The organism is Constantimarinum furrinae (assembly GCF_014295415.1).
Lineage (GTDB): Bacteria > Bacteroidota > Bacteroidia > Flavobacteriales > Flavobacteriaceae > Constantimarinum > Constantimarinum furrinae.
Genome location: NZ_CP052909.1, coordinates 1225562 through 1241439, shown reverse-complemented (window position 1 = coordinate 1241439; position 15878 = coordinate 1225562). Strand labels below are relative to the sequence as shown.

General features: G+C 40.1%; 16 protein-coding genes and 1 tRNA gene. 7 read left to right on the top strand and 10 right to left on the bottom strand.

From position 1 onward, the window contains the following. The 6 genes from ALE3EI_RS05740 to ALE3EI_RS05715 form a co-directional block, all read right to left on the bottom strand. Positions 1–501, bottom strand: coding sequence for a hypothetical protein (locus tag ALE3EI_RS05740; RefSeq protein WP_186991824.1), 501 nt, complete (start codon positions 499–501; stop codon positions 1–3). 81 nt (positions 502–582) lie between these two features. Further along, positions 583–1254, bottom strand: a complete 672-nt coding sequence (locus ALE3EI_RS05735) for a hypothetical protein (protein ID WP_186991822.1) — start codon at positions 1252–1254, stop codon at positions 583–585. A 330-nt stretch (positions 1255–1584) separates the two neighbouring features. Beyond that, positions 1585–4008, bottom strand: a complete 2424-nt coding sequence (locus ALE3EI_RS05730; RefSeq protein ID WP_186991820.1) for a ribonucleoside-diphosphate reductase subunit alpha — start codon at positions 4006–4008, stop codon at positions 1585–1587. Positions 4009–4129: 121 nt separating this feature from the next. Beyond that, positions 4130–5107, bottom strand: a complete 978-nt coding sequence (locus ALE3EI_RS05725) for a ribonucleotide-diphosphate reductase subunit beta (protein WP_186991818.1) — start codon at positions 5105–5107, stop codon at positions 4130–4132. A gap of 430 nt (positions 5108–5537) precedes the next feature. Next, positions 5538–6137, bottom strand: coding sequence for a hypothetical protein (locus ALE3EI_RS05720; protein ID WP_186991816.1), 600 nt, complete (start codon positions 6135–6137; stop codon positions 5538–5540). Between the two features lie 190 nt (positions 6138–6327). Beyond that, positions 6328–6906, bottom strand: coding sequence for a DUF3109 family protein (locus tag ALE3EI_RS05715; protein ID WP_186991814.1), 579 nt, complete (start codon positions 6904–6906; stop codon positions 6328–6330). A 119-nt stretch (positions 6907–7025) separates the two neighbouring features. On the opposite strand from ALE3EI_RS05715, the gene ALE3EI_RS05710 reads away from it, so the two are divergent. Together ALE3EI_RS05710 and ALE3EI_RS05705 are read left to right on the top strand one after the other, a co-directional pair. Then, positions 7026–7607 (top strand): MarC family protein, encoded by a 582-nt coding sequence (locus tag ALE3EI_RS05710; protein WP_186991812.1) that lies wholly within the window; start codon positions 7026–7028, stop codon positions 7605–7607. A gap of 9 nt (positions 7608–7616) precedes the next feature. Beyond that, on the top strand, positions 7617–7808 hold the full coding sequence (locus ALE3EI_RS05705; RefSeq protein ID WP_186991810.1) for a hypothetical protein: 192 nt from the start codon (positions 7617–7619) through the stop codon (positions 7806–7808). A gap of 4 nt (positions 7809–7812) precedes the next feature. Here ALE3EI_RS05705 and ALE3EI_RS05700 read toward each other — a convergent pair whose 3' ends face one another. The 4 genes from ALE3EI_RS05700 to ALE3EI_RS05685 all read right to left on the bottom strand — a co-directional run bounded on the left by ALE3EI_RS05700 (position 7813) and on the right by ALE3EI_RS05685 (position 10746). After that, positions 7813–9411: a S41 family peptidase gene (locus tag ALE3EI_RS05700; protein ID WP_186991808.1), complete on the bottom strand. Its 1599-nt coding sequence runs from the start codon at positions 9409–9411 to the stop codon at positions 7813–7815. Next, positions 9411–9842, bottom strand: coding sequence for a deoxycytidylate deaminase (locus ALE3EI_RS05695; RefSeq protein ID WP_186991806.1), 432 nt, complete (start codon positions 9840–9842; stop codon positions 9411–9413). The genes ALE3EI_RS05700 and ALE3EI_RS05695 overlap by 1 nt, the downstream gene beginning before the upstream one ends. Positions 9843–9930: 88 nt before the next feature. Beyond that, on the bottom strand, positions 9931–10509 hold the full coding sequence (locus ALE3EI_RS05690; RefSeq protein ID WP_186991804.1) for a HupE/UreJ family protein: 579 nt from the start codon (positions 10507–10509) through the stop codon (positions 9931–9933). A gap of 155 nt (positions 10510–10664) precedes the next feature. Then, positions 10665–10746: transfer RNA gene (locus ALE3EI_RS05685), tRNA-Leu, on the bottom strand. 162 nt (positions 10747–10908) lie between these two features. Between ALE3EI_RS05685 and ALE3EI_RS05680 the strand changes: the two genes are divergently transcribed. The 5 genes from ALE3EI_RS05680 to ALE3EI_RS05660 all read left to right on the top strand — a co-directional run bounded on the left by ALE3EI_RS05680 (position 10909) and on the right by ALE3EI_RS05660 (position 15815). Continuing rightward, positions 10909–11850: a ribose-phosphate pyrophosphokinase gene (locus ALE3EI_RS05680; RefSeq protein WP_186991802.1), complete on the top strand. Its 942-nt coding sequence runs from the start codon at positions 10909–10911 to the stop codon at positions 11848–11850. A 304-nt stretch (positions 11851–12154) separates the two neighbouring features. Next, positions 12155–12817, top strand: a complete 663-nt coding sequence (locus tag ALE3EI_RS05675) for a 50S ribosomal protein L25/general stress protein Ctc (RefSeq protein ID WP_186991800.1) — start codon at positions 12155–12157, stop codon at positions 12815–12817. 80 nt (positions 12818–12897) lie between these two features. Next, positions 12898–13545 (top strand): aminoacyl-tRNA hydrolase, encoded by a 648-nt coding sequence (gene pth, locus ALE3EI_RS05670; RefSeq protein WP_186991798.1) that lies wholly within the window; start codon positions 12898–12900, stop codon positions 13543–13545. Between the two features lies 1 nt (position 13546). Further along, positions 13547–14479, top strand: coding sequence for a bifunctional riboflavin kinase/FAD synthetase (locus ALE3EI_RS05665; RefSeq protein WP_186991796.1), 933 nt, complete (start codon positions 13547–13549; stop codon positions 14477–14479). Beyond that, the gene (locus tag ALE3EI_RS05660; protein ID WP_186991794.1) at positions 14472–15815 is read left to right on the top strand and encodes an HTTM domain-containing protein; all 1344 of its coding nucleotides are present in this window, start codon (positions 14472–14474) and stop codon (positions 15813–15815) included. The genes ALE3EI_RS05665 and ALE3EI_RS05660 overlap by 8 nt, the downstream gene beginning before the upstream one ends. The last annotated feature ends 63 nt before the right edge of the window (positions 15816–15878 follow it).

Genomic DNA, 15878 nt, shown 5'->3' with positions numbered 1-15878 from the left:
TTATTCCGAATTACGCAATTGTAAAGCCGAATTAATACCCTTTCCTAAATAAGCAATGATAAAAATCTTCAAAATGATACCCTTATAAATAGTTTCAGGCTCGAACAGACCGTTGATCACAATGGTGGTTACGAAGACTAAAAGTCCGAGGATAAGCGCAATTAACGGACGTTGCTGCGACCAAAAGCCCAGTCCTAAATAGATTATGGCGAGGATAGCAGAGGCAATTAAAGTGGCATTGTCTTCATATCTGTAAAAATAGAATATTCCGGTAAGTAAGGAAATCGCGGCTACGACAAAGAGGCTGATTCGCCCCGATCTGATCTTCCCTGAAGCTTCCTGAGTCCATTGCTTTTTTCGTACCCGCTTTGCGTGAAAGCGTGATTTTTCAAATTCTGTTTTCCTTTCGGGGAATCCGCACTGCTCACAATAGAACTGTTCGGGTTGCATTTCTGTATCACAAAAAGAACAGTGACTTGCCACCGGCAATATTTCTTCCATAGCATTCAAAAAAGCTAATATAGCAGAATCTATAAAAAAAGGAAGGCGATTTGCCTCCCTTTTTAATGTATTAAATTATTACTATGCGGCAGGCCAAAGAAACTTTATTTCTTCACATACTCTTTCTAATTCTCCATAGCATTTAATAAAATTTTTTGGAGCGGAGGTGAATTTATCCCCAAAAACGTCTAATGAAATACAAAATTCAGGCAAAACCTTCCCTTTTGACTCTTTAACATTATCATCCATAAACTTATATAATGCTGCAGCAACTTGTTTTGACTGGGTCCGATCAAATACATTATTCTTAGAAATATGTAGTTTTATTGCTCCATAATATGTTAGGCCGTCAATTTCGGCACGAAATATCAAATCTGGAGAAATGATAACTTCAACACCTTGTATATTTATTGATTTATGCTGAACATTTTTGACCACAGTAATTGGATTATTAAAAATTTTTGGAATTTTAATGCTCAAAAATCTCTGCATTGCTTCAATAGATACATTGCGATTATTTAACTGCATGGGAGTTAGTTTTCTCCTATTTTTTAACTCTTGAATTCCAGCCAAAATTGGTTCTAAATCCCCACCTGTGGCAATTGATTTTTTAATTCGACTTCGAGACATTTGATACCAATTTGCTCTAAAGGGATTAACCTTTTTTTGATCTCTTAGGATTCTAAGCTTTTTATTTTGTGTAGCCAATCTGAAATCAACCAACTGATTAATTGAAATTTTTACTTTGTTCATTGTTTTCTCAATTTTAAGATATTAACAATATAAATCTTGTTAACAATCTATAGTTTATAATTAAAATGTTAAGAGAACAGAATTGACTTGTCAAGGAAGTTTCAAATACTTACATTTGAAAAAGAAAATGAGGTGAGATTTTCCTCAATTTTTCAACTTTAAATTATACTGGACAGAAACCGTATATTTTAACCGACAAGAAGGGATGTTCTCTCACGACATCCCTTTTTTTTATTCACTATCTCAGCATGTTTTTTTTATATTCATCATCCTTTAACTAAAGTGTGGCTCTAATTAAATTAGAGCCACACATCTTTTAACACATAAAAATTAAGAACCGCACATTAAGCAATCATCGTCCTCTGCATCCTTCGATTTGGATAACATTTCACGTAATTCCTGTGGTGTTAGCGGTTTGTTGGAGGCTGCAGATGTAGCATCTACTGTAGCAGCTTCGGCTACGGCTCCTACCGGCTCTTTTTTGGTTTCGCTCTTAAGCGTAAACTTGATCGCATCTACCGCGCTCTTGGTGCGCAGATAATACATTCCGGTTTTTAATCCGCTCTTCCAGGCATAGAAATGCATAGAAGTAAGTTTTGCAAAGTTTGCGTTCTCCATAAAGAGGTTGAGAGATTGAGACTGATCGATAAAATATCCTCTGTGGCGAGACATATCGATAATATCTTTCATACTCAATTCCCAAACGGTTTTGTATAGTTCTTTTAAGTCCTGCGGAATATTATCCACATCCTGTATAGATCCGTTAGCACGCATGATCTCTTCTTTAAGATCTTCGTTCCAAAGGCCAAGGCTTACTAAATCTTCCAGTAAATGCTTATTTACCACAATAAATTCGCCCGAAAGTACTCTACGAGTGTATATGTTTGACGTGTACGGTTCGAAGGCTTCATTGTTTCCAAGGATCTGCGACGTGGATGCGGTTGGCATTGGAGCTACCAACAATGAATTACGAACTCCATGCTTTTTAATATCCTTGCGCAGTTTCCCCCAGTCCCAACGACCACTTAATTCTTCGTCTTTTATACCCCAAAGGTTGTGCTGAAATTTCCCTTCAGAAATTGGTGAACCTTTATACGTTTCGTAGGCTCCGTCTGCTTTCGCCTCTTCCATAGAAGCAGTGACCGCAGCAAAATAAAGAGTTTCGAATATCTCCTGATTCAGTTTTTTAGCCTCGTCACTCGTGAACGGCATACGCAACATAATGAAGGTATCTGCCAATCCCTGTACTCCAAGTCCTACAGGACGGTGACGGAAATTTGAGTTTTCGGCTTCCTTTACCGGATAATAATTCCGGTCTATAACACGATTTAGGTTTTTAGTGACCCGCTTTGTTACACGAAACAATTCTTTATGATCAAATTCTCCATTCTTCACGAACATAGGTAACGCGATGGAGGCCAGATTACATACGGCCACCTCGTCTGCTGAAGTATATTCCATGATCTCGGTACAAAGGTTGGAAGAACGAATGGTTCCCAGATTCTTCTGGTTGCTCTTCCGGTTTGCAGCGTCCTTGTACAACATATAAGGCGTTCCAGTCTCGATTTGAGATTCCATGATCTTTTCCCATAGTTCACGGGCTTTGATCGTTTTACGTCCTTTGTTTTCGGCTTCATATTTCTCATACAAGGCTTCAAATTCTTCGCCATGGGTATCGAAAAGACCGGGGCATTCATTTGGGCACATCAGTGTCCATTCTCCGTCTTCCTGCACTCTTTTCATAAACAGATCGGGAATCCACATAGCATAAAAGAGATCCCGTGCCCGCATTTCTTCTTTTCCGTGGTTCTTTTTCAAATCGAGAAAGTCGAAGATATCGGCGTGCCAAGGTTCTACATAGATCGCGAAAGAACCTTTTCTCTTGCCACCTCCTTGGTCTACATAACGAGCTGTATCATTAAAGACCCGCAGCATGGGTACGATTCCGTTAGACGTTCCGTTCGTTCCCGAAATATACGATCCTGTAGCACGTATATTATGAATAGATAACCCTATTCCTCCGGCAGACTGCGAGATCTTGGCAGTTTGTTTCAAGGTGTCGTAGATACCGTCGATGCTGTCGTCCTTCATGGCCAATAAAAAACAGGAAGACATTTGTGGTTTGGGTGTCCCGCTGTTAAACAAGGTAGGAGTGGCGTGCGTAAAGAACTTCTTAGACATTAATTCATAAGTTTCTTTTATAGCCGCCAAATCGTTTAAATGGATTCCAACAGAAACACGCATAAGCATGTGTTGAGGACGCTCCACGATTTTACCGTTCAATTTTAATAGGTAAGAACGTTCTAAGGTTTTAAAACCGAAATAATCGTATCCAAAATCACGGTTATAGATGATGGTAGAATCGAGTTCATCGGCATGCTTCATTATAATTTCGTAAACCTCATCACTTAATAATGGTGCTTTTTTCCCGGTACGCGGATTTACATACGTATATAAATCGGTCATTACTTCAGAAAAGGTCTTCTTAGTATTCTTGTGTAAGTTTGAAACTGAGATTCGTGCGGCCAATCGGGCATAGTCCGGGTGTGATGTGGTCATCGTTGCTGCCACTTCGGCTGCAAGATTATCCAGCTCACTAGTGGTGACACCATCGTATAGCCCTTCAATGACCCGCATGGATATCTTTACCGGATCTACCAGCTCATTTAGTCCATAGCACAATTTACGAACCCTTGCGGTGATCTTATCGAACATGATAGGTTCTTTGCGGCCGTCTCTCTTTATTACGTTCATACTTACTTCTTTTGAGGTTACTTACTTATTTTTGAATATATTTTCCTTGGTGAGAATTTTAACCCTCACGTTTTCAGTGTTTTAAGATGAAAAGACCGCCTTGGGGAGGACGGTATCTTTTCTAAAAATCTGCGTCGAAACTTATCTTGTTAGACTCTTTGTCTTTGTTGGTTACGCCTGCTTTCTGATATTCGGAAACACGCTTCTCGAAGAAATTTGTCTTTCCCTGTAATGATATCATATCCATAAAGTCGAATGGATTGGTAGCGTTGTATTCCTTTTCACATTCCAATTCCACTAATAGACGATCTGTTACAAACTCCAGGTATTGTGTCATTAGTTTAGAATTCATGCCAATAAGGCTTGCAGGAAGTGATTCGGTAATGAATTCACGTTCAATATTTAAAGCATCTACTATGATCTCTCTAATACGTTCTTTAGACACTTTATTAACCAGGTGATGATTGTGCAGGTGTACGGCAAAATCGCAATGCACGCCTTCATCACGTGATATCAATTCGTTTGAAAAGGTTAATCCCGGCATAAGGCCTCTCTTTTTAAGCCAGAAAATAGAGCAAAATGCTCCGCTGAAAAAGATACCTTCCACAGCTGCGAAGGCGATTAACCGCTCTGCAAAACTCGGACTCTCGATCCATTTCAATGCCCAGTCTGCCTTTTTCTTGATAGCCGGAAAATTCTCGATGGCATTAAACAGCTTATCCTTTTCCTTATCATCTTTTACATAGGTATCGATAAGTAGGGAATAGGTCTCACTGTGAATGTTCTCCATCATGATCTGGAAGCCATAAAAGAATTTAGCTTCACTGTATTGCACTTCGTTTACGAAATTCTCGGCAAGGTTTTCATTTACGATCCCGTCACTGGCTGCAAAAAAAGCGAGGATATGTTTTATAAAATAGCGCTCATCATCGTTAAGTTTTGATGTCCAATCTGTAAGATCCTGATGAAGATCGATCTCTTCGGCCGTCCAAAAGCTTGCCTCAGATTTTTTGTACCATTCCCAGATATCGTGATGTTGAATTGGAAAAATTACAAATCTTCCTTCGTTTTCTTGTAAAATTGGTTCTACTGCGCTCATTGTCCTTCGTTTTAAATTCTTAAATAATTTTGTCGTTACTCGGGACTAACAAATATGAAAAAATTATGAAGCAATTAAGGCAAAATGAGCTTTAGGTTTTCAACAAAGTTTTCAACACAAGGCAATTTAAACTGTTATTATCATAATGTTAAAAACTGTAGTTATGTTCTTGTTTTTCAATTATTTATGAATATTTAAAATAGTTATCAACAATATCAAACTGAGTCGTTGAAAACCCTCTTACAGTTCCGTTTTACTTCCCTTCACCAAGGGTTTGCCCGAGGATTTGTCAACATAAATTTTACACACAATTTGCCATATTTATTTTTCAGAATGTCTCCCTTTTTCTTCATTTTTAACATTCAGAATATAAAAAACCACTTTCAAACTGATATCGAAAGTGGTCATTTTAAGATTTACTCCAATTATTTTAACCTAGATCCCCTGCGTCCAATTCTTCAATTGCGTCCCAGGTTTCATCCAAATCCATATTTGTGCCATTAGCTTTAATATAAAAGCGGTTTCCCTCCATTAACTGGATCTCACTGTTATTAGAATTCTTCCGATACTCTTCAATAGCCTTTACACCATTCTTCTTCACGGTCCTTCTCATTTTATTTTCATCCTCTTCCTCAAAATCCTGTGAGAAAACCATCCTAAAACCTGCTGTGGCGGCAGCACCCATCTGGCCGGCTCCATCGATTACCTGGACCTTGAATTTCTTCGATTTGTCTTCGTTCTGATAGGTCGCTTCTACCTGAGCAATTTGCATATAGGCGGTCTGACCCGCTTTATATCCCACGCGTTTCATTCCGTTGATCTCATCCGGAAGCCATGCCTTGAGCTCATCATTAGTTAAAGGCTCCTCATCCTTTAACTCTTCAATATCCTCCTGCATTTTATTTAGTTCTTTAACAGCTTTCGTAGTGTTGGATACGTTTTCTCTTGTTTCCTTTATCTTCTTTGAAACAGGATTCTCGCAGGAAGCAAAAAACACTACTACACAAAACAATACGATTAATTTTTTCATAATTCTAATTTGGTTAATTTGTCGGTTAATACTTGCTAAGATAGTGATTATCAGTTGTGTAACTTACAATGTGAACGGGTAAATTTGTATTAAAATTCTGATGTAAAGATAGGGTCACTCCAGGGAACAATATATAACCCATGTAACAACACATAGAAGATATGTAACCTTTATAAAAACTTGGAGAAAATTACAGTTTTGAAGCTACTTTTTCGAGTTCTGCATACCAGTTCTTCCCGAACTTTCTAATAAGCGCTTCCTTTACGAATTTGTAAACCGGAACTTTTAATTCCTTTCCTAAAGTACAGGCGTCATTACAAATAGGCCATTTGTGATAATTAACCGCCGCGAATAATCCAAAATCCTTAACCCGAACAGGGTATAAATGACACGATATAGGTTTTTTAAATCCGCGAGCCACAGCATCGATCTTACCGGCATTATAGGCATCTTCAATACCACAGCTGGCTATTCCTTTATCGGTAAAGGTTACATAAGCACATTCTTTTCCTTCAACCAAGGGGGTTTCCAATTCACCGTCCTTAGTCTTAATAAATGTTCCCTGTGCTTCAATAGCCGCAATACCTTCGGAACGCAGAAAAGGCTTAACTGCCGGATAAATATCTTCGAGTATTCTGGTTTCTTCAACCGTAACGGGTGCTCCTGCTTCCCCTTCAATACAACAGGCTCCTTTGCATGCCGAAAGATTGCACACAAAATCCTTTTCTATAATATCTTCCGAAACGATGGTTTTACCTAACTGAAACATGCCGCAAATATAACCAAATAGCAGATAGACCGCTGTAGTAAATCTTTAGAAAAACTTCCTGTTTGCGGTCTAATCCTTCCAACTTATTTGTCTAATTTTGCAGCCTGAATCTAAGTCGTATGGAAGTTAATTTTAAAGAAATAGCCACGGCCACCATGGTACTGTTTGCCGTGATCGATATTGTTGGTAATATCCCAATTATTATTTCACTGCGTGAAAAAGCGGGACATATTCACAGCGAAAAAGCTGCCATCGTAGCTGCCGCGGTAATGATAATATTCCTGTTTCTGGGAGAAGAAATACTTCATCTCATTGGAATTAACGTGAACGAATTTGCCGTAGCAGGTGCTTTTATTCTCTTTTTTATCGCAATAGAAATGATCCTAGGGGTTACTCTTTTTAAAGACGATGGAAGCAGTCCCGATATGGCGGCCATTTTTCCATTGGCCTTCCCTATGCTTGCAGGACCGGGGAGTTTAACCACCATGCTTTCGCTTAAAGCGGAATACAATACCGAGAATATTATCATTGCGATTATTGTAAATATTATTGTGATCTATATCGTACTGAAGACCTCTGCCCGACTTCAAAAATTTCTAGGTAAAAACGGGATTGCGGTAATTAGAAAGGTTTTTGGTGTGATATTGCTGGCGATCGCCGTAAAATTATTCACCTCAAATATTCAAGAATTGTTTAATTAATATGACCCTATGAAAGTTGCCATATATATATTTATTGCGATCGCAATCGGACTTATAATCTTTAATTCCTTTAAACTGAATTTCGACGACCTGTTAGAAGGGGACAGCGCCATTGCGGTAATTAGTATTGTAGCTGCTGCATGTGTGATCCTCCTGATGCTCATCCTAAAAGCATCTAGAAAAATTGCGGGAAAGAAATAGATTTTCAATTTTTTATTTCCGAAACCATTTCCATTTCAAGCACCTTCTGAAGCATGGCATCGCCTTCATTAAGTGTGAATTCGAAGGCATTGGGGCCAAATAATTGCTGAGCGATATTTGCTTTCAAAGCTTTCTTCAGTGTAGCTTCATACCCGGACAAGTCGATTTGCGCTTCGTTAAATCGCGAATAGGAGATAAAGCGCTGTTCCAGTTCTTCGCTAACCTGAAAGTTGTTTGTAAACTGCTTAAAATTCATGCCCTTGAATTGTGCCCGGTTTTCTTCCAGATATTCAAATATAAAATAGCTCATGAATCCACTACGCGCCACATATTCGAGCGTTTCATTTTCTACACTTGTATCCTTTGGTACGAAAACATCGGGGATGATTCCACCGCCACCATATACGATCTTTCCTTTTGGAGTTACAAATTTCAGAGAATCGGCCACTTCAATATTCTCCTTGCTGTTCAGCTCTCCATTTGTATATCGCTTCTGATAATCTTCGTAATAAGCGTCGATACCGTTGCCATAAGGACGTTGGATGGATCGACCGGTTGGGGTGTAGTACCGGGCTATCGTTAAGCGAATGGCACTTCCGTCGCCCAAAGCCATTTCTCGCTGAACCAGTCCCTTTCCGAAGGAACGTCTTCCAATAATAACACCTTTATCGTTGTCCTGTAATGCCCCGGCAACGATCTCGCTGGCCGAAGCCGAATTCTCATTGATGAGTACGTATAATTTTCCCTTTTCAAAATCTCCCTTCCGGGTGGCGTAGGTTTTATTTTCTTCACCACTCTTATTTCGGGTGATTAGGATCAATTTATCATCTTCTAGAAATTCATCGATAATTTTCTCTGCGGAATGAATATAGCCGCCGGGGTTATTCCGCAGATCCAAAACCAGCTTAGTCATCCCTTTGTCTATGAGGTCTTCCATAGCTTCACTGAATTCTTCATACGTGGTTTCGGAGAAACGGTTTACTTTAATGTATCCTATTTCGTCTGTGAGTTTATAAGAAGCGTCCACGCTAACCAAGGGCACTTTTTTACGCTTTACCTTTATGTCCAGTAATTTCTCTTCGCCTTTACGATATACCTTTAAGTTTACTTTAGAGTTGATCTCTCCCTTAAGATGTTTAGTAATGCTGTCACGCTCTAATTCTTCCCCAAACATTTTAATTCCGTCGGCATACAGAATTCTGTCTCCGCCTCGAATTCCCGCTTTTGCAGCCGGACCTCCTTCAATGGCTCTAATTACTGCTATACTGTCTTTATATTCGTAAAAACTAATCCCAATTCCCACGAAATTTCCACGCATATCATCTGCATTATTCTCGTAATCTTCCACTGGGATGTACACCGAATGCGGATCGAGATTCTCAAGAATACCGTTTACCGTAACATCCACAATACTGTCGGTGTTCACTTTATCAACATATTCGTAGTCTATGTAATCGATAAGACGGTTTAGCTTATCTTTTTTTGAGTTAGTTGCGAATATCTTCTCTGTGGTATCGTTAAAGTTGAGTTTGGAACCTAAAAAAACACCCCCGGCCACACCAATGGCCAGAAACAATGGAATGTATTTTTTATGTATGCTCATTATTCCTCTAAATCAGTTATATGCGTAATAGTAACGCCTGCTTTTTCTAAAAATTTTATTCCCGAGTCATCTTTATACCCGTGATAATAGACCAGTCTGGTAATTCCGGCCTGATGGATTAGCTTACTGCACTGCTGGCAGGGTGACATTGTAATGTACAAGGTTGCCCCTTTGCAGGATTGTGTGGAAGCTGCTACTTTTAATATCGCATTAGCTTCGGCGTGCAATACATACCATTTGGTATCACCTTCTTCATCTTCACATACATTTTCAAATCCGGTAGGGGTTCCGTTGTATCCGTCACTGATGATCATTTTATCCTTCACAATAAGTGCGCCAACTTGTTTTCGCTTACAATAAGATAATTTACTCCACTCTACTGCCATTCGCAAATAGGCGACATCGTATTTAGCTTGTTTCTTTGGTTTCATTTCACGGAATAAGTAGCGAAATTAAGAGGAAGTTACAGGGTGACAAAGTTTCTAGCTGTTAAAAGTTTATGAAAGTTTGGTTTTCTTACTAAAACGGCCAGTTTTCAATGGCCATTGGGATGGTCATACCTATTACTATCGAAGAAATCACCAAGATCCAGTCGCGTTTGTTAAATCTGAACAACATCTGAGAAATAAACGCTAAGATAAGTACTATTCCAACGACGATCACTTGTGAAGCCTCAACTCCAAGTGCGAATTCGAGTAATGGAAGTACGCTATCTTCCTGCTTCATCATTCCATAATAACGGGCAAATCCGAAGCCGTGTATGAGTCCGAAAAAGATCGTGATAATATACAGCAGTACTACTTTTTGGTGTCTGTGCTCCTTCCCTGCGGTAAATAAATTAAAAAGGGCGGTGATCAATATGGTAATGGGAATAAGAAATTCAATATAAGCACTGCTTACATTTACGATTTCATAATGCGCAAGCAAAAGCGAGGCGGTATGTCCAAGTGTAAAAAAGGTAACCAGTAAAAGCAGTTTTCGCCAGGAGCTAAAGGAATATGCCGCGCAAAGAACAACCAAAAAAAGAATATGGTCGTAGGCGGTCCAATCGAGAACATGTTCCAGTCCTAATGTAAAATATAACCAGAAATCGGACATAGGGCAGTAAGGGGTTACACTATGTAAAGGTAAGAAAAATACAGGTTTATTCAGAAATTTTATATTTCTTACTAAAAAGCCGGACGATAAAAAAGTTTATAAAAAAAGCGAGCTCCTTCACGAAGCCCGCTTGTAATTTCCCTGAGGAAAGGTTGTACCTTGGGTGGGAATCGAACCCACACGACCGAAGTCACTGGATTTTGAATCCAGCGCGTCTACCAATTCCGCCACCAAGGCATTTTTCACATTCATCCCGAAAACAACCCGGGAAATCATTAGCATACGGACGGCAAAAATAAACAATTAATACCAAATTGTTAGTAAATCTTTTTAGCATTTTTTCAGAAACACTTCGTATTGCCATACATTTGCAACAAGCCAATACAAGTACACCATATTATGTCGAATTCCACTCCCGAACCAAAGATCTTTGCCTGTAAACAAAGTGAAGTTTTAGCTACCAACATCGCAAAAGCCTTTGGAACTCCCCTGGGAAACATTATCACTTCGCATTACAGTGACGGGGAATTTCAGCCTTCGTTCGAAGAATCGGTTCGTGGCAGCCGGGTTTTTATCATAGGATCGACGCACCCCAACAGTGATCATCTTATGGAAATGCTATTGATGCTGGATGCTGCCAAGCGATCTTCAGCACGTCATATCACAGCTGTACTCCCTTACTTTGGCTGGGCGAGACAAGATAGAAAGGACAAACCAAGAGTGCCTATTGCAGCAAAACTAGTGGCTAAAATGCTGGAGACCGCAGGTGCGACTCGCATCATTACCATGGATCTGCATGCGGATCAGATTCAAGGATTTTTTGAAAAACCGGTAGACCACCTTTTTGCCTCCACCATATTTTTACCGTATCTAAGAAGCTTGAATCTGGATAATCTTACCATTGCCTCACCCGATATGGGCGGATCGAAACGTGCCTATGCCTATTCGAAAGCGCTGGAAAGTGATGTCGTGATCTGTTATAAGCAACGCGAAAAAGCGAATGTGATCTCTCATATGGAGCTTATTGGCGATGTAAATGGGAAAAATGTTGTGCTGGTAGACGATATGGTAGATACTGCGGGCACTTTAACCAAAGCTGCCGATCTTATGATGGAACGCGGAGCTTTAAGTGTACGCGCCATTTGTACTCACCCTATACTTTCGGGAAGTGCTTACGACCGACTGGAAAAATCGAAACTGGAAGAATTGATCGTCACCGATTCGATTCCTTTAAAACAGGAAAGCAAAAAAATAAGAGTCCTCACCTGTGCCGATCTGTTTGCAGATGTGATGATGAGCGTACACACCAATAAATCGATAAGCTCTAAGTTCTTAATGTAATCTATTAGTTTCTTGACACGCTACCTACGACTTTTAAGTTATCGCCTGGAGCGTTAAGGATAGCAGTGAAAATCCTCACGGTAAGCCGTGAGATTGCAACGGATAGCCTGACCGAGCACAGCGAGGGAACGCCCAAGAATAAAATCATTTTGTCGGTGTAATTTACTTTGTGGATTCTGTATTTTTCTTCCCCCGAAAACTTCACTGTTTTAAGAAAAAAACTTACATTTGCACCCTCTTACGCCAAAATGGCTTTAGGGGGGCGAATTCCCTCTATTAGAGAAAATTAATTTAATAAAGTAAAATGAAATCAATTACAATCAACGGATCTCAAAGAGAAAGCGTGGGCAAGGTTGCTACCAAAGCCTTACGTAATGCTGGAAAGGTTCCTTGCGTAGTATACGGAGGGGATAAACCAATTCACTTTTCAGCAGATGAACTGGCATTTAGACACTTGGTGTACACCCCCGATGTACATACAGTTGTAATTGCCTTGGAAGATGGCACTAAGATCAATGCCATTCTTCAGGACATTCAATTTCACCCGGTACATGAGCAGATACTGCACATGGACTTCTACCAGATTTACGACGACAAAGAAGTAATGTTGGAAATTCCTGTACGTATAGTTGGGAATTCTCGAGGCGTTAGAAATGGTGGTGTGTTACGTATCGTAACGCGTAAATTACGCGTAAAGGCAGTGCCTGCAAATCTTCCCGATTTTATTGAAGTCGATATTACCGATATGAAGATTGGCGCGAAAATGTATGTTACCGACGTACAAACTGATGGGTTTACGATCTTACATTCAGACAATACTGTAATTTGTCAGGTTAGAACTTCACGTACTGCTATCGTAGACGAAGTTGAAGACGAAGAAGGTGAAGAAGGAGAAGATGGAGAAAGCACAGAAGCGGGAGATGTTCCGGCAACTGAAACAGATGATGTAGCTGCGGTTAAGGAATAATCCATTCAGCTATAATATATTCTTAAAACATCCGTCTATTAGGCGGATGTTTTTTTATTTTTACTGAAGAATAAAACGCAATGCTCGCATTTTTCAGGAAACTCTTTGGAAATACAAGTCACCATAAAACCTTTGACCCCAACCCAAACAGTGAGGATGTTATGAAGAAATTTCTTATTGTAGGTTTAGGAAATATTGGCCCTAAATACCAGAATACCCGTCATAATATTGGCTTTAAGATCCTGGATTTTTTAGCTGAAAAGGAATCGCTGAGCTGGGAAACTGAAAAACTTGGTGATGTGACCACTCATAAAAAAAAGGGGCGTACTTTTATATTGCTGAAACCTTCAACCTATATGAACCTAAGTGGAAAAGCGGTAAAATACTGGCTGGAAAAAGAAAAGATCCCGCTCGAAAATCTTTTGGTTATCACAGATGATCTGAATCTGGCATTCGGAACTTTTAGAACCAAAACCAAAGGAAGTGATGGAGGTCACAACGGACTTAAGGACATTCAAAACATGTTGCAAACTACCAATTACAACAGATTTCGCTTTGGAATTAGTGACGAGTTCAGCAAAGGAAGGCAGGTAGATTACGTGCTGGGCGAATGGACCGAGGAGGAGGAAAAACTGTTGCCCGAGCGATTGGAAAAAAGTTGTGAGATCATCGAGTCCTTTGGGCTTGCAGGAATACATATCACCATGAATACCTTTAACGGCAAATAAGATGAAGGAACACACCGCTGCTTCATCCTACAAAAATGAGCGTCACAGTGTGGTGACCATTGGAACCTTTGACGGCGTTCATATTGGACATAGGGCTATTTTAAAAAAACTTACTTCCACTGCTCAAAAGGAAGACCTGGATTCGGTGGTGCTCACATTCTTCCCACATCCGCGTATGGTGTTGCAGCAGGATAACAGTATAAAACTTATCAATACCATTGCCGAAAAGAAAGAGCTTCTGCAAAAGACCGGATTGGACCATTTGGTCATCCATCCGTTTACCATGGCTTTTTCACGGCTTACTGCGCTGGAGTTTGTTAGAGATATTCTTGTAAATACGCTTAAGGCCAAAAAGATCATTATTGGATACGATCACCGCTTTGGCCGCAACCGAAATGCAGATATCGAAGACCTGCGTGAATTCGGTAAGACCTATCATTTTGAGGTAGAAGAGATCAATGCTCAGGAACTGGATGAGGTGGCAGTAAGTTCTACCAAGATCAGAAACGCACTAAAGGAAGGGGACATAAGTACCGCCAACAGATATTTGGGATATCCCTTTATGCTCACAGGAACCGTGGTGAACGGTAGAGGCATTGGTAAAACCTTACAATTTCCGACTGCTAACCTCCATATTCATGAGACCTACAAACTTATTCCCAAAAATGGAGTTTATGTTGTTTTTGCTGAAATCGACGGCGCCATTGTCTACGGAATTACCAGTATTGGCACCAATCCTACGGTAGGTGGAAAGCAAAAGACCGTTGAAACATTTTTTCTCGACTTTGACGGGGACCTATATGAAAAAGAAATCCGAATAGAGTTCATAACCCATATTAGAGACGAAGAGAAATTTGAATCGGTGGAACTATTACAAAAGGCCATTAAAAAAGATGAAGTCTTTGCCCGAAATTTTTTAGAACACCTTGAATAAATTTCTATTTAAACATATAGACAATACAGGTCTGGTTTTGTTTCGGATCGCGTTTGGCGCACTAATCGCTATCGAGGGGTTTGGAGCAATCGCCACAGGCTGGGTAAGACGCACGCTTGTAGAACCACAATTTACATTCAACTTTATAGGATTTGATTTTTTACAACCCCTGCCGGGCAGCGGGATGTACTGGTATTTTGCCCTCATGGGATTGTTTGGTGTCTTTGTGATGCTGGGCTATCGCTATCGATTTAGCATGGCGTGTTATGCACTTATGTGGACCTGTGTCTATCTCATGCAGAAAACCTCCTACAACAACCACTATTATCTCATGATGCTGTTATGCTGGCTCATGGTATTTCTTCCGGCACACCGCTGGTTTTCCCTGGACGCCTTACGGAATTCTAACATAAAATCGCCCTCTATGCCCCGCTGGGTATTGTTGGTTTTGATCCTTCAGGTCTGGATCGTGTATACCTATGCTTCTGTAGCTAAAATTTACCCCGATTGGCTTAATGCTTCGGTTGCCGAATTGTTTATGCGTGGAAAAAGCGATTATTGGCTTATAGGAGAATTTCTACAGTTAAACTGGGTACACTGGTGCATTGCCTATGTTGGCTTGTTGTTCGATCTGCTCATTGTACCATTGATGCTGTGGAAACGAACCCGACTCATTGGATTTATTGTATCTATCTTTTTTCATTTATTTAATTCAGTGGTGTTTCAAATTGGGATCTTTCCGTATATGTCCATTGCCTTTGCCCTGTTCTTTTTCTCTCCTCAATTGCTTCAGAAGCGTTTTCTTCCGAAGAAAACTTTGTACACAGCCGGAGAAATCATCGTTCCCAACTATAGAAATGCTTTGATCGCGATCTTTTCGGTTTATTTTATCGTTCAGATCGCACTTCCGCTCCGACATTGGTTTTTTCAGGACGATGTATTATGGACTGAAGAAGGGCATCGATTAAGCTGGCGAATGATGCTGCGAGCAAAAAGTGGAATTGCAACCTATTGGGTGGTCGATAAAGCGACCCAAAAGCGAACTCGTTACGATCATAACAAATTATTGACCGCCAAACAGCGACGAGGAGTCAAGAATAAACCCGATATGTTGTGGCAACTGGCCCAGCGCATAAAACAAGCCGAAGCCAAAGAAGGCCGGGATGTTGAAGTTTATGTAGATTCTAAAGTTAGAGTTAACGGTGGTCCCTATTTCCAATACATCGACCCGAAGGTGGACCTTGCTGCCGAAAAGTGGCAACATTTTAAACACCATGACTGGATCATGCCTTCCCCAAAGGATTATCAGAAAAAAGAAGAGAACAAGGCAAAATAATCTGTTCAATTTCTTTTTTGCTAATCTGATCTATCGATAAAAAAAGAAGCTTAGTAAACCACC